This window comes from Erwinia sp. MMLR14_017, assembly GCF_033657285.1.
Classification (GTDB): domain Bacteria; phylum Pseudomonadota; class Gammaproteobacteria; order Enterobacterales; family Enterobacteriaceae; genus Erwinia.
The window spans coordinates 21,490-36,432 of sequence record NZ_JAWVWP010000004.1; the positions used below are offsets into that span (position 1 = coordinate 21,490).

Annotated in this window: 13 protein-coding genes; 7 read left to right on the forward strand and 6 right to left on the reverse strand. The window is 55.0% G+C overall.

All coding sequences use genetic code 11. The features are described 5' to 3' along the window. Positions 1–3 precede the first annotated feature (3 nt). Positions 4–1,029: an S-methyl-5-thioribose-1-phosphate isomerase gene (gene mtnA, locus SD961_RS07685; RefSeq protein WP_318789805.1), complete on the reverse strand. Its 1,026-nt coding sequence runs from the start codon at positions 1,027–1,029 to the stop codon at positions 4–6. 150 nt (positions 1,030–1,179) lie between these two features. On the opposite strand from mtnA, the gene mtnK reads away from it, so the two are divergent. Beyond that, the gene (gene mtnK / locus SD961_RS07690) at positions 1,180–2,379 is read left to right on the forward strand and encodes an S-methyl-5-thioribose kinase (RefSeq protein WP_318789806.1); all 1,200 of its coding nucleotides are present in this window, start codon (positions 1,180–1,182) and stop codon (positions 2,377–2,379) included. Positions 2,380–2,486: 107 nt separating this feature from the next. Here the strand turns inward: mtnK and SD961_RS07695 are convergent, their stop codons facing one another. Next, positions 2,487–3,251, reverse strand: coding sequence for a hypothetical protein (locus tag SD961_RS07695; RefSeq protein ID WP_318789807.1), 765 nt, complete (start codon positions 3,249–3,251; stop codon positions 2,487–2,489). A gap of 244 nt (positions 3,252–3,495) precedes the next feature. Continuing rightward, entirely contained in the window at positions 3,496–5,940 is a 2,445-nt protein-coding gene (gene fadE, locus SD961_RS07700; protein WP_318789808.1) for an acyl-CoA dehydrogenase FadE, read from the reverse strand. Between the two features lie 215 nt (positions 5,941–6,155). Between fadE and lpcA the strand changes: the two genes are divergently transcribed. Next, entirely contained in the window at positions 6,156–6,734 is a 579-nt protein-coding gene (gene lpcA / locus SD961_RS07705; protein WP_306207659.1) for a D-sedoheptulose 7-phosphate isomerase, read from the forward strand. A gap of 42 nt (positions 6,735–6,776) precedes the next feature. Next, on the forward strand, positions 6,777–7,544 hold the full coding sequence (locus SD961_RS07710) for a class II glutamine amidotransferase (protein ID WP_318789809.1): 768 nt from the start codon (positions 6,777–6,779) through the stop codon (positions 7,542–7,544). Here SD961_RS07710 and dpaA read toward each other — a convergent pair. Beyond that, positions 7,515–8,249 carry a peptidoglycan meso-diaminopimelic acid protein amidase gene (gene dpaA / locus SD961_RS07715; RefSeq protein WP_318789810.1) on the reverse strand — a complete coding sequence of 245 codons (735 nt, stop codon included), beginning with the start codon at positions 8,247–8,249 and terminating at the stop codon, positions 7,515–7,517. The two genes, SD961_RS07710 and dpaA, sit on opposite strands and share 30 nt — an antisense overlap. Positions 8,250–8,479: 230 nt before the next feature. Between dpaA and dinB the strand changes: the two genes are divergently transcribed. Then, positions 8,480–9,535: a DNA polymerase IV gene (dinB, locus tag SD961_RS07720; protein WP_318789811.1), complete on the forward strand. Its 1,056-nt coding sequence runs from the start codon at positions 8,480–8,482 to the stop codon at positions 9,533–9,535. Between the two features lie 33 nt (positions 9,536–9,568). Here dinB and pepD read toward each other — a convergent pair whose 3' ends face one another. Continuing rightward, the gene (gene pepD / locus SD961_RS07725; RefSeq protein ID WP_318789812.1) at positions 9,569–11,026 is read right to left on the reverse strand and encodes a beta-Ala-His dipeptidase; all 1,458 of its coding nucleotides are present in this window, start codon (positions 11,024–11,026) and stop codon (positions 9,569–9,571) included. A gap of 251 nt (positions 11,027–11,277) precedes the next feature. On the opposite strand from pepD, the gene gpt reads away from it, so the two are divergent. The 3 genes from gpt (at position 11,278) to crl (ending at position 13,612) form a co-directional block, all read left to right on the forward strand. Next, the gene (gene gpt, locus SD961_RS07730) at positions 11,278–11,736 is read left to right on the forward strand and encodes a xanthine phosphoribosyltransferase (protein ID WP_318789813.1); all 459 of its coding nucleotides are present in this window, start codon (positions 11,278–11,280) and stop codon (positions 11,734–11,736) included. Positions 11,737–11,851: 115 nt separating this feature from the next. Further along, on the forward strand, positions 11,852–13,102 hold the full coding sequence (gene frsA / locus SD961_RS07735) for an esterase FrsA (RefSeq protein WP_318789814.1): 1,251 nt from the start codon (positions 11,852–11,854) through the stop codon (positions 13,100–13,102). A 108-nt stretch (positions 13,103–13,210) separates the two neighbouring features. Continuing rightward, positions 13,211–13,612 carry a sigma factor-binding protein Crl gene (gene crl / locus SD961_RS07740; protein ID WP_306207646.1) on the forward strand — a complete coding sequence of 134 codons (402 nt, stop codon included), beginning with the start codon at positions 13,211–13,213 and terminating at the stop codon, positions 13,610–13,612. A gap of 96 nt (positions 13,613–13,708) precedes the next feature. Here crl and ompC read toward each other — a convergent pair whose 3' ends face one another. Further along, complete coding sequence (ompC, locus tag SD961_RS07745) at positions 13,709–14,812, reverse strand: porin OmpC (RefSeq protein ID WP_318789815.1); 1,104 nt, start codon at positions 14,810–14,812, stop codon at positions 13,709–13,711. Positions 14,813–14,943: the final 131 nt, after the last annotated feature.

Genomic DNA, 14,943 nt, shown 5'->3' on the forward strand with positions numbered 1-14,943 from the left:
CCGTTAACGGTGGGGCTGGAAAATACCCGCTTCCACCTGCGCAGGCGTGACTACACCCGTATCTAACACCCAGCCGCTAATCAGCGCTGCTGGCGTCACGTCAAAAGCAGGGTTGTAAACTTCAGCCCCTTCAGGCGCCCACTGTACGTCGCCAAAGCTGCCTGCCACGCCGGTAACTTCGCTGGCTGCACGCTGCTCAATCGGAATGGCGCTGCCCTCCGGGCAGGCCGAATCGAGCGTGGTATGCGGAGCGGCAACATAGAAAGGAATGCCGTGGTAATGCGCCAGCACTGCCAGACTGTAGGTGCCAATTTTGTTCGCCACATCGCCATTGGCCGCAATTCTGTCTGCGCCCACCCAGATAGCATCGACCTGTTTTTGCGCCATCAGGCTCGCCGCCATGCTGTCGCAGATCAGGCGGTAAGGAATGCCCAGCTCTCCCAGCTCCCACGCCGTCAGACGGCCACCCTGTAACAGCGGGCGGGTTTCATCAACCCAGACCTGCTTAACGTTGCCTTCCTGCCAGCCGCGCGAGATCACTCCAAGCGCTGTGCCCACACCCGCAGTTGCCAGTCCGCCGGTATTACAGTGCGTCAGCAAACGGCTGCCGGGTGGGATAAGCTTTGCTCCAGCTGCGGCGATGTTGTCGCACAACGCTTTATCTTCCTCGACCAGGCGCAGAGCCTCAAAGGTCAGCGCGGTAACGTAGTTCTCCTGCGCCAGCGCCAGCTTCATACGATCCAGATTATTCATCAGGTTAACGGCAGTAGGACGCGAAGCCCGCAGTACTTCAAGCGCCTCCGCCAGCTCAGCTCTGGCGAGCCCCTGCTCTGCCAGCAAGGCCAGCAGCAGACTGGCAGAGAGGCCTATCAACGGCGCGCCGCGCACTCTCAATGCCTTAATATGGCCAACCAGGTCTGCGACACCGGGCGTAGGGCACCAGATTTTTTTCTGCGGCAGGGCCTGCTGATCGAGGATCCAGAGCTGGTTATCACGAACTTGTAAGCTGGTTGTGCTCAGTGTCTGCATAGAGGTTAAATCCTGGTTGCGTAGTCAGGGCATATTGTGCCAACATGCTGGACGGATGTATAGACGTCTGAACGGCTTTTTACGTCAACATTTGCGCTGAAGTTAACGGGCGCGACGGTCAGGCTGGAACGTTTTGATGAGGGTGAGTGAATGTCGCAATACCGTACCTTCACGGCTGCAGATGCCGTGGAATATGCCCGCCAGTTCGGCGGTGTTGAAAAGCCAGAAAATCTGGTTGAGTCGCAGGAAATTGGTGACGGTAACCTTAACCTCGTCTTTAAGATATTCGACAACCAGGGCGTCAGCCGCGTTATCGTCAAGCAGGCGCTGCCTTACGTTCGCTGCGTGGGCGAGTCCTGGCCACTGACGCTGGACCGCGCCCGTATTGAAGCGGAAGTGCTGCAAATTCACGGGCAATATTGCCCCCAGCACACGGTAAAAATCCTGCATTACGATCCGGCGCTGGCGGTGATGGTGATGGAAGATCTCTCCAGCCATGCCATCTGGCGTGGCGAGCAGGTTAAAGGCGTTGATTATCCTCAGGCGGCTTCTCAACTGGGTGAATATCTGGCGCAGACGCTGTTCCATACTTCAGACTTTTATCAACATCCTCACCAGAAAAAAGCGGATGTTATCCGTTTTACCAATCCTGAACTGTGCGATATCACGGAAGAGCTCTTTTTCAACGAGCCTTACGAAGTGCATGAACGCAACGGCTATCCTCGCGCCCTGGAGCCGCTGGTCGCCACGCTGCGTGATGATGATGAGCTTCGTCAGAAAGTGGCCGGGCTTAAGCATCGTTTTCTCTCCCACGCCGAAGCGTTGCTGCACGGTGACGTACACAGCGGGTCGATTTTTGTGGCAGAAGGCAGCCTGAAAGTAATTGATGCGGAATTTGGTTATTACGGTCCAATCGGGTTTGATGTTGGCAGTGCGATAGGCAATATCCTGATCAACTACTGTGCGCTGCCGGGCCTGCTGGCACCGCGTGAAGCCGCGGACGCGCGCGAAAAACGGCTCAGAGACGTGAGCGCGACCTGGCAGAGTTTTGCCGAAGGTTTTCTGGCGCTGGCGGCTGAAAAATCGCGGGATCGCGCGCTGGCTTACCCAGGCTACGCCGCTGAGTTTCTGCAAAAAATCTGGCGCGATACGCTGGGCTTCTGTGGAACTGAAGTGATTCGCCGCACGGTGGGGATGTCGCAGGTCGCGGATATCAAGAGCATCCAGGATGAGGCGATGCGTGATGAGTGCGTGCGCCAGGCTATCACCCTGGGCCGTACCCTAATCCTGGCGGCCGATCGTATCGCTGACAGCGATGCGTTGATTGCCCGCGTTCGTCAGAACGGCTGAAAGCAGGCCACGTACTGATGCCGATTGACGCCTTGGCGCCTCTGTAACGCCTGATGCAGTGCATCAGGCGTTTTCTGTTTTACCGATTGTTTTGCGCCAGCCGGGCTTTATGCCGCCTCGGGCAACGGCCTGGCAGAGCGCTGAGGTAAGAGTACAACAGCGGCGATAATAAACAGAACCAGCGCCAGCGATGCGCTGTAGCGGCTCAGCTCAAGGCCCCCTTGCGCCAGTGGCTTATCCAGAAAATCGCCTACCACAGCACCTAATGGACGCGTCAGGATAAATGCGGTCCAGAAGATAGCCGTACGGGACCAGTGGGTAAACAGATAGCAACCGACCAGAATAATCAGCGCCGCGGCAAAGAGCACAATGCCACCGGCATAGCCCAGCCCGGCCGAATCCGCTGTCCAGTCACCCAACGCGGTCCCCAGCGTCTGGGAAAACATAATAGTTATCCAGTAAAATATTTCCGTACGGCGGTTATTCACGGATTGAACAGCTACCGTGCCGCAGAGTGCCCACCAGAAGAATAGCGACGTTGCTAACAGAGTACTTAGAATTATTGAGCCACCGAAATAACCTATGCCTAAAGAGCGATCGGCGAAGTCGGCAAGTGTAGTTCCCACCGTGGTTGTCGCGATAACCGTAAACCAGTAAATAAAGGGATTAAATCGGGTCGATTTAATTTGTACGGTTACGGCGAATAAAAAAATCACCGCAAAAATCAAGGTGCCGGTTAAATATCCCAGATTCATCGACATGGTAACGGCATCGCCGCCGGTTTCACCCAGCGTTGTTGCCGCTATCTTGATTAACCAGAAGATGGCTGTCACAGCGGGGATTTTAGTCAGGGCTTGTTGTGAGGTAGTCATAGTGCGTCTCTCGCCAAAGGTATTATCTGTTTTTTTTATATCGCCAGGAACCGTGGGGCAGTAAGGCCACTGACTGGAGGTTCCCGCTTGAGCATAACTTTAGAGAGGATTTATTAGTTTTAAATTAAGATAAAAATAAAAGGAAAAGATTTATGGCGGTGTTAAAAGCGATGATAATTAATCAGGTGATTATTTTATATAAAAAAGCCGGGTTTTAACCCGGCTTGCCTGTTTTACTCTGCAGTTAAGCTGCTTCACTCTTTCTTATCTGTTCAGCAGGCTTTACCGGTTGCGTGGCCAACTCCTCAGGCTCGAATTCATCCACATTGATTGAGCGCAGGCGACTGGTTTCCGCGCGGATTAGCACGCTGGCTTCCTGTTCATCGATCCATTTCTCCTGCAACCCCTGTTTCGCCAGTTCGTCCAGACGGGTAAACGGAAGCGGCTTTTTGAACTGCTTGCAAAGACGATCGTGGATTGCTTCTGCCGCCATCACGTCTGTCAGCGCCTCTTCCAATTGACCTGCCGGATTGTTATCACCCGGCGTCAGGTACATGCCGCGCCCTAAACGGCTGCGGGTCGCTGACGGCGTTTGCAGCATCCGCGCCAGCTGATGATCCAGACGATCGGAAGGGGCGCGGCAGTGACGGCCCAGCGGGAATACCACTGTTCTCAGCATGCCCGCTACCAGTCGGTTAGGGAAGTTACGCAGCAGATCATCCATCGCCACTTCAGCCTGATTCAGCGCATCCTGAACGCCCCAGTGCAGTAACGGCAGGTCAGCCTCATTACGTCCCTCATCCTCATAGCGCTTCAGCGCTGCAGAGGCCAGATAGAGCTGGCTCAGCACATCGCCCAGCCGGGCAGAGATACGTTCGCGACGCTTCAGGCTGCCGCCCAGCACCGACATGGCGATGTCCGACAGCAGCGCCATATTGGCGCTCAGGCGATTCAGATGCTGATAATAACGACGCGTGGCGTCGCGGGTGGGCGAAGCGCTGGTACGACCGGCGGTGAGGCCGAGCCACAGGCTGCGGGCAGTGTTACTTCCCACATGACCTACATGGCTGAACAGAGCCTGATCAAACGCATTCAGATTATTGGTCTGAGCGGCTGCCATCTCTGCCAGCACATAGGGATGGCAGCGGATAGCGCCCTGGCCGAAGATAATCATGCTGCGGGTCAGGATATTCGCCCCTTCAACCGTGATGGCAATGGGCGCACCCTGATAGGCCCTTGCCAGGAAATTACTTTTACCGAGCATAATGCCCTTGCCGCCAGCAATATCCATCGCATCCATAATGGCGCGCTGCCCGCGGTGGGTGCAGTGGTATTTAACGATAGCGGAAAGCACCGCCGGTTTTTCACCCAGCATAATTCCGGAGGTAATCAGCGTGGCGGCAGCATCCATCACGTAAGCATTTCCGGCGATGCGTGCCAGCGGCTCTTCAATGCCCTCCATTTTACCAATAGGCAGGCGGAACTGGCGCCGAATATGGGCATAAGCGCCAATAGCCAGCGCAATGCTTTTCAGGCTGCCGGTAGAGTTAGAGGGCAGGGTGATACCGCGTCCTACAGAGAGACATTCCACCAGCATACGCCAGCCCTGACCGGCCATTTTTGGCCCGCCAATAATGTAGTCGATAGGGACAAAGATATCTTTGCCGCGCGTCGGGCCATTCTGGAACGGAACGTTTAACGGGAAGTGACGGCTGCCTATTTCCACGCCAGCCGTATCTGTCGGGATCAGCGCGCAGGTAATCCCCAGCTCCTCCGTTTCACCGAGCAGATGTTCAGGATCGGACAGCTTGAATGCCAGCCCCAGTACCGTAGCGACAGGTGCCAGGGTAATGTAGCGCTTATTCCAGGTCAGGCGCATGCCCAGCACCTGCTCTCCCTGCCAGTTACCCATACAGACTACGCCGGTATCAGGAATGGCTCCTGCATCCGACCCCGCTTCCGGGCTGGTAAGGGCAAAGCAGGGAATTTCCTCTCCGCGAGCCAGACGCGGCAGATAGCGATTTTTCTGCTCATCGGTACCATAGTGCTGCAACAGCTCACCCGGACCGAGCGAGTTAGGCACGCCAACGGTGATCGCCAGAATGCCGGAGACGCCAGCCAGTTTCTGCAGCACGCGCGCCTGGGCATAGGCTGAGAAAGCCAGCCCGCCGTACTCTTTCTTAATGATCATCGCAAAGAAGCGCTGCTCTTTCAGATAGGCCCAAAGCTCAGGCGGCAGATCGGCCATTTCATGGGTGATTTGGAAATCGTTAGCCATACGACAGGCCTCTTCAACCGGGCCGCTCAGAAAAGCCTGTTCCTCTTCCGTCAGGCGTGGCTGCGGATAGTTGTGCAGTTTTTTCCAGTCTGGCGTGCCGCGAAACAGATCGCCCTCCCACCAGGTGGTGCCAGCCTCAATGGCTTCTTTTTCCGTACGTGACATCGGCGGCATCACTTTACGGAAGGTTTTCAGCATTGGGCTGGAAAACATTTTTCGGCGCACCGGGAGCAGCGTAAAGGGCAGCAGTATGAGGATCAGCGGGATCAGCAGCCACGGCGTCCAGAGATGAGCCATCGACCACGCTGCGGTCCAGAGCAGCAGGATAGCGCTGCTCACCAGCAGACTGACGCGGTGATAAAACAGAGCGCCGATCAGCACGATCGTCGCGACGATACTGAGAACCATCATAACTGTTGCTCCATAAGTAGTAAGAGGTCTGACCTGTTGGTTACAGGTTTAATCGAGATAAACTTGCTTAGCAATCTGTTTACATAATAATTACAACCTGGCTCACAAACCGGTCGCACCAAAAGTCAAAGCCGTGGCCCAGGGCGCAGGGCGCTTTTCGCCCCTCTTCCAACTTGGTAAACTGGCAATAACCTCACCTATAAAGGACTTCCCCTATGTATCAGGACATCATTCGTGCAGAGCTTAACGAAGCCGCAGAGACGCTGAATAAATTTCTCAGCGACGAAGCCAATATTCATGCTATTCAGCGCGCGGCGGTGCTGCTGGCTGACTCGTTCAAGGCGGGAGGAAAAGTGCTCTCCTGCGGTAACGGCGGTTCGCATTGTGACGCCATGCATTTTGCGGAAGAGCTGACCGGTCGCTACCGCGAAAATCGTCCGGGCTACCCAGCTATCGCTATCTCTGATGTCAGCCATCTCTCCTGCGTCAGCAACGATTTTGGCTACGATTTTGTCTTCTCTCGCTATCTGGAAGCGGTGGGTAAAGCGGGCGATGTGCTGTTCGGGATCTCCACCTCTGGTAACTCCGCTAACGTTATCAAAGCGGTCGAGGCGGCGCGTGCACAGGGCATGAAAGTGATTACCCTGACCGGCAAAGATGGCGGCAAGATGGACGGTATGGCCGATGTGGAAATTCGGGTGCCACACTTTGGTTATGCCGATCGCATTCAGGAGATCCACATTAAGGTTATCCATATTCTGATCCTGCTGATCGAAAAAGAGATGGCTGAGTAAGCATTCAGGCCAGCGCCGCTGGCCGCTACGTGAGGGTTTTCTATGTGCGAACTGCTCGGGATGAGCGCGAATGTGCCAACGGATATCTGCTTTAGCTTTACCGGCCTGGTACAGCGCGGGGGAGGGACGGGGCCGCACAAAGATGGCTGGGGCATTACCTTCTATGAGGGCAAAGGCTGCCGTACCTTTAAAGATCCCAGGCCCAGCTTTAATTCGCCGATCGCCCGTCTGGTACAGGAATACCCGATCAAGTCCTGCTCGGTAGTGGCCCATATCCGCCAGGCTAACCGGGGTGAAGTGTCGCTGGAAAATACCCATCCGTTTACCCGTGAAGTCTGGGGACGTAACTGGACCTATGCGCATAACGGTCAGCTTAAAGGCTATCGGAGACTGGATACCGGGCAGTTCAGGCCGGTTGGGGAGACGGACAGCGAGCAGGCGTTTTGCTGGTTATTGCACAAGCTGACCACGCGCTATCCGCGCACGCCGGGTAACTGGCCTGCGGTGTTCCGCTATATTGCTGAGCTGGCGGGGGAGCTGCGTGAAAAAGGGGTATTCAACATGCTGTTGTCAGATGGACGTTATCTGATGGCCTTCTGTTCCACCAATCTGTTCTGGATAACCCGACGCGCCCCTTTTGGCAAAGCGACACTGCTGGATCAGGATGTGGAAATTGATTTTCAGAAGCAGACCACGCCAAACGACGTGGTCACGGTGATCGCCACTCAGCCCCTGACGGGCAATGAAACCTGGCACAAGATTGAGCCAGGCGACTGGGCGCTATTTTGTCTCGGTGAGCGCGAGCGCTGAACCCGAGCCAGGCATGCTGAGCAGCGGGCCGTTCAGCACGTAGCGGCCAGCATTGACGCTGACGGACGGCGGCAGACGATTCTGCACAAATTGTGCATAGCCCGGCTGCAACTGCTGCCAGAAGCTGTAATAGATTGAGTTACGATGACGCTGCAGGTTGCTGTCAGTCATGCGGAACGGGTAAATGCTTACTTCAACACGTGGCTGGCCGTTACGCAGCGCCGCTTCCACATAGTGATAAATATCGTCGATGTTAGCATCGGTCATCGCATAGCAGCCAATAGAGACGCAGCTGCCGTGGATCATCAGGTATTTCCCTTCATAACCCTGCTGGCGATCGTATTCGTTGGGGAAGCCGACGTTAATCGCGCGGTAGAAACGGCTGTCCGGCTTTAGCTGGGAAAGGCCTACGCTGTAAAAACCTTCCGGACTTTTAAAATCACCCTGACGACGTTTTGGGCCTAAGCCGCCCGAGAAATTACAAATGCGATAGCTGTTGAGCAGACGGTAATCGTTACCGATTTTGCCATACAGCTCAAGCGTACGTTCTTCTTTAAAGATCTGAATATAAACGGGGGTGCCGAGTAATTGTTTCTTTAACTCTTTGCTTACCGGGGCGAGCGGCGTGACCGGTGTGACGGGTACGCTGGCGATGGCGACGGCTGGCAGTAAAAACATCGCAAACAACAGTGCGATTTTGCCCATTCTGGTTCCCTTGAAAAGAGGGGTGGATGCTACGCCCGCAGGCGCTGTTACTTGCAATATCGGAGAATTCCGCTATCGCAGCGCCACATTAGCATTGTCTGTTTTTTTATCAAGAGAGCGCAGGTGAAAACAAAAAATAAAATTCCCCTGCCGCTGCGCTTTGCGGCACTAAACGCAAGTTGAAATCGTTCTGGTTGACTGTATACTTATCCAGTGCATCTGGGGGGGATATGCGTAAGATCATACACGTTGATATGGACTGCTTTTTCGCCGCCGTGGAAATGCGCGACGATCCCAGCCTGCGTGATATCCCCCTTGCCATTGGCGGCAGTCATTTAAAGCGCGGGGTAATCAGCACGGCGAATTATCCCGCCCGCAAATTTGGCGTGCACAGCGCTATGTCCACGGCAATGGCACTGAAGCTCTGTCCGCATCTGCGGGTGGTCCCCGGCCGCTTTGAAGCCTATAAAGAAGCCAGCCAGCATATTCGTGAAATCTTCTCGCGCTATACCTCACTGATTGAACCGCTTTCGCTGGATGAAGCCTATCTGGACGTCACGGAAAGCCCGCATTGCCACGGGTCGGCAACGCTTATCGCCCGCGAAATCCGCCAGACCATTGCCCGCGAGCTGAATCTCACCGCCTCTGCCGGGATCGCTCCCATCAAGTTCGTGGCCAAGATCGCCTCTGACTTAAACAAACCCGACGGGCAGTTTGTGATCACTCCCGATGCGCTCTCCGGGTTTCTGATGACGCTGCCACTGTCGAAGATCCCGGGAGTAGGAAAAGTCACCGCGAAAAAGCTGGAGGAGATGGGGTTAAAGACCTGTGCAGACGTGCAGAAAACCGATCTGGCGGCCCTGTTAAAGCGTTTTGGCAAGTTTGGCCGCGTAATCTGGGAACGCAGCAACGGCATTGATGAGCGGGAAGTGATAACGGAGCGGCTGCGGAAATCCCTGGGCGTGGAGCGCACGCTCTCTGAAGATATTCACAGCTGGGAAGCTTGTCTGGAGGTTATCGACAGGCTTTATGAGGAGCTGGAGCGCAGGCTAATCAAAATCAAACCGGACCGGCAGATAGCTCGTCAGGGGGTAAAACTCAAGTTCGACGATTTCCAGCAAACCACCCAGGAACATGTCTGGCAGGAGCTGAATAAGGATGATTTGATAGCGGTGGCGAAAAAAACCTGGGATGAGCGGCGGGCAGATCGGGGCGTCAGGCTGGTGGGACTGCACGTTACCCTGCTGGACCCTCAGCTTGAGCGGCAGCTGTTACTGCTGCTCTGAATCGGGGCGGAAAATCTTCCGCCCCGCTGCGATTTACTTAGCAGGAATCGCCTTCAGCAGCGCCGTCAGCAGTTGCCAGTAGAGGCCAACGCTTGCAATGTGCACCTGCTCGTCCGGCGAGTGGGGGCCGGTAATGGTCGGGCCAATAGAGACCATATCCATCTCAGGATAAGGCTTTTTGAACAGACCGCACTCCAGACCTGCGTGGATCACCTGAATGTTCGGCGTTTTGCCAAACAACTTTTTGTAGGTTTCACCCACCAGTGCCATAACCGGTGAAGAGGCATCGGGCTGCCAGCCTGGGTAGCTGCCTTTCGCCACGGTGGCGGCACCAGCCAGGTCGCCCAACGCAGTCAGCATTTCCACCACGTACTCTTTACCGCTGTCGATCAAAGAGCGGATCAGGCAGTTGATTTTCGCTTCCTCTTCCTTCAGCGAAACCACGCCGAGGTTCAGCGAAGTTTCAACCACGCCTTTCATCACGTCTGAATTGCGGATTACGCCGTTTGGCGTGCTGTTCAGCAGCGCAAAAAACGCATCCCGGCTTTGCGCCGTCAGCGCCGGGCCGCCAGCCGCCACGTTTTCAATCACGACGTTGATATTTTTCTCTTTCAGGCTCAGTTCAGCCTTCAGCGTTTCCAGATAGCCCAGTGCCAGGCTTTTCAGCTCATCCACTTTGTCCGCAGGAACCGCCAGCGTGGCAACTGCTTCACGCGGGATGGCGTTACGCAGCGTACCGCCGGTGAAATCGACCAGGCGCAGGTCCAGCGCCTTGGCGTGGGCAAACAGGAAGCGAGCCAGCAGTTTATTGGCATTGCCCAGACCGACGTGAATATCACAGCCGGAATGGCCGCCTTTCAGCCCCTTGAGGATCAGCTGCAGCGGCTCATAGCCTGCCGGCACCGCTTCACGGCTGACGGCCAGCGTGGTGGTGAAATCAATCCCACCTGCGCAGCCCATGTAAATTTCACCTTCCTCTTCCGAGTCGGTATTGATCAGGATTTCCGCCTGCAACCAGTTGGGCTGCAGCCCAAAGGCCCCCACCATGCCGGTTTCTTCGGTCATAGTCAGCAGCACTTCCAGCGGGCCATGCTCCACGTTTTTATCAGCCAGGACCGCCAGCGCCGACGCCATGCCAATCCCGTTATCCGCGCCCAGCGTGGTGCCACGCGCTTTGACCCATTCGCCATCAACCCACGGCTGAATAGGATCTGTTGTGAAGTCATGCACCGTGTCGTTGTTTTTCTGCGGCACCATATCCAGGTGCGCCTGCAGCGCTACCGGCTTGAGTTTTTCCAGGCCCGGCGTGGCGGGTTTGCGGATCAGAATATTGCCTACGGCATCGCGGTCAGTGGCGAAACCCTGCTCTCTGGCCCAGGACAGAATGTGTTCTGCCAGCGCCTCTTCATGATAAGAAGGGTGGGGAATAGAGCAGATTTTGGCAAAGATATCCCACAGAGGCTGGGGGGAGAGTTGAGATAATTCAGACACGATAAATCTCCTGTGCCAACGCCATCGGCCAGCAGCGCTGCCAATAGCGAGCATATTGAGCAAGTGGATGACTCCCGTCAGACTCTCTGACGCGATGGGCAAAGAATATCATCGTTTCCGCGGCGTTGCTTACTTCACACCAGGAAAAAAGCCGCCCGGCGCTGGTTTTTAGCCGCTCAGATCTCTATAATTCCGCGCAACCTCTCCCATTGTACATTTTTAAGCCAATACCATTGGTCGGGACTCCTTTTATGAGTGAAAAATACGTCGTCACCTGGGACATGCTGCAAATTCATGCCCGTAAACTGGCTCAGCGCCTGCTCCCTGTCGATCAGTGGAAAGGTATTATCGCGGTCAGCCGCGGTGGCCTGGTCCCCGCTTCTCTGCTGGCTCGTGAGCTTTGCATCCGCCATGTCGATACCGTATGCATCTCCAGCTACGACCACGACAATCAGCGTGAAATGAAAGTGCTGAAGCGTGCAGAAGGCGACGGTGAAGGCTTTATCGTGATTGATGATCTGGTCGATACCGGCGGGACCGCGCAGGCGATCCGCGAGATGTATCCAAAAGCCCACTTCGTGACTATCTTTGCCAAACCTGCTGGTCGCCCGCTGGTAGACGACTATGTGGTGGATATCCCGCAGAATACCTGGATTGAACAGCCGTGGGATATGGGCGTGGTCTATATTCCGCCGCTGGTAAAAGGCTGATTGACGCGCATCAAAGTAACGCCCGGTTCTGCCGGGCGTTTTTTTTTACGGTTAGCGCACTGCTGCAGGCTGCGATAGACTCATCCGACGCCCTGTGCTGGAGGAACGTCACGCCATGTCACCAAAGAATCTGAGTGAGGAGCTGTTCAAACCTCGCTTTAAGCATCCTGAAACCTCATCATTAATTCGCCGTCTTCATCGCCATAAGCCGCTGCCGATCCACTCGGCGCTGGAAGGAGAGAGTCACGCGGGCTGGTATCGCATGATCAACCGGCTGCTGTGGACCTGGCGGGGATTGCCCCTGCAAGAGATCAGTGAAGTGCTGGCCCGCATAGCTAACAGCCGGGTAGAACATACTGATGACAACCTTCTGGATACGGTAATCGGCTACCGGGGCGGAAACTGGATTTATGAGTGGTCAAAGCAGGCTGCCTACTGGCAGCAGAAAGCGGGCGAAGTCGCTACTCCTGAAGAGGCCGGACAGTGCTGGCTTCATGCCGCCAACCTCTATGGTGTGGCGGGCTATCCCCACCTGAAAGGGGATGAGCTGGCGGAACAGGCACAGCTGCTGGCAAATCGTGCCTATGAAGAGGCTACGTCGCGGCTCTCCGGTGAGTTAAAAGAGCTGGAGTTTCCCATTCCCGGCGGCAGCCCGATTTTTGGCTTCCTGCATATGCCACCCGGCGTCAGCGCGCCTTATCCGACCGTACTGCTGTGCGGCAGCCTGGATTCGCTGCAAACCGATCATTACCGTCTGTTCCACGATTATCTTGCCCCACGCGGCATTGCTATGCTGACAATTGATATGCCTTCGGTCGGTTTTTCAGCGAAGTGGACTCTCACGCAGGATGCCAGTTTTCTGCATCAGCAGGTGCTGCGTCACTTAGAGAATGTGCCCTGGGTGGACCATACCCGCGTTGGCGCATTCGGCTTCCGCTTCGGCGCAAACGTGGCGGTACGGCTCGCCTATCTTGAGTCGCCGCGCCTGAAAGCGGTAGCCTGCCTGGGGCCGGTGGTTCACACCCTGCTGTGCGATAAAACCGTTCAGGACCGCGTACCGGAAATGTATATGGACGTGCTGGCCAGCCGTTTAGGCATGGCTACCGCCTCCGACTCTGCGCTGCGGGTCGAACTGAACCGTTACTCCCTTAAGTTACAAGGGTTGCTGGGGCGCCGCTGCCCGACACCGATGCTTTCCGGCTACTGGCCAAACGATCCCTTCAGCCCGGAAGAGGAGTCAAAGCTTATTGTTAACTCCTCCGCAGACGGGAAACTGCTGCCGATAGCCCTCTCACCCGCCATGCACAACTTTGATAAAGCGTTACGTGATATTGTCGACTGGTTAGCGAAGCGGTTAACGCGATGAGTTGCTATAATTCAAACCTTTGCTATAACAAGCAGGCTTAACCCGCCGATCGCCTGACTCCGACGGGTTAGCGGATTGATTAACAGGCGCATTACAGGAGAGTAAACGATGACGTTACCAAGTGGGCATCCTAAAAGCCGCTTAATGAAGCGCTTTGGATCGCTGGGTCCCTATATTCGCGAAGCGAAATGTGAAGAGGAGCGTTTTTTCTTTGACTGCCTGGCCGTTTGCGTCAACGTTAAACCCTCACCGGAGCTGCGCGAGTTTTGGGGCTGGTGGATGGAGCTGGAAGCGCAGAGCGACCACTTCACCTACGAATACCACTTTGGACTGTTCGATAAAGAGGGCAACTGGAAGCCGTCGACAGTCAAAGGAAAAGAGAATAATGAACGGCTCGAAGAGACCTTGCGTAATTTCCATGTGCGGCTGAAAGCGCTGCTGGAAGAGATGAAGCTGGGGCTGAAACCCGCTGCCGGTTTCAATGATGAGCCGGTCAAGCTGACCGCCTGAGGCTGAATAACCCGTGAAAAGGCTGGCAATGCCAGCCTTTTTTTCAGCGAGCTAACGCGGGGTAAAACTACTCAACTGCGGGAGAGAGGGGAGAGATTAGAACTGATAAACCAGGCCAACCGCTACAACGTCATCGTTGTTCAGGCTGAGTTTGTTGTCGTCGTCCAGCTGGTTGATTTTGTAGTCAACGTAGGTGTTCATGTTTTTATTGAAGTAGTAAGTCGCACCCACATCAATGTATTTAACCAGGTCAACATCTCCCAGCCCTTCAATGTCTTTGCCTTTGGTCTGCACGTAGCCGATGGAAGGACGCAGACCAAAATCGAACTGATACTGCGCAACCAGCTCAATGTTCTGTGCTTTATTCGCCGCACCTGCCACCGTCGTGCCGTCAACCGTGGAGGTACCGCTAATTGGGGTCATATTGCGCGTTTCATTATAGACAGCTGCCAGGTAAACGCTGTTGGCATCATATTTCAGACCTGCACCCCATGAATCCGCTTTATCGCCCGTGCCGTAAGCCTGAGCCTGCTGCGCATTGGTCCGATCTGAGCTGGTGTAGGCACCGCTGATGCTTACGCCAGTGTCGGCCAGGGCATAAACCGCTGACATACCGTAGCCGTCGCCGTTGCCTCTGGAGGTCGTTGTACGACCGGTGCTGTCATCATTTTTACCCTGATACTGTAAAGCAAACTTCAGACCATCAACCAGCCCAAAGAAGTTAGTGTTACGGTAGGTCGCCACGCCAGTGGTTCGCTGGGTCATAAAGTTATCGCTACGCGCGGTGCCGTCACCGCCGAATTCCGGGAACATATCGGTCCAGGCTTCCACATCGTACAGAACGCCGTAGTTACGGCCATAGTCGATTGAGCCGTAGTCGCCGAATCGCAGACCAGCAAAGCCCAGACGGGTTTTGTTGCCGGTATTCGCATCGCTGCCTTCACTGTTATTGGTATTGAACTGATATTCCCACTGACCGTAACCAGTCATCATGTCGTTGATCTGCGTCTGACCCTTAAAGCCCATACGCATATAAGACTTGTCGCCGTTGCTGCCATCGTTATCGCTGAAATAATGCAGGCCTTTAATTTTACCGTACAGATCCAGCTTGTTGCCGTCTTTGTTGTAAACTTCTGCGGCCTGAGCAGCGGTGGAGAGAGCCATTACGGCGGTTAAAATGGCCAGTGCGCTTTTCTTCATTTTCCTATCAATCCCGAATGAGTAAGTTTTTTTGTGGCCTTCAGACTTCTCTTAAGGCAGCAACGTTTTACCCTGCGAACATTAAAATTTTATTACATTCCTATACATTTCTTGTTATTGCCGAACTTTTG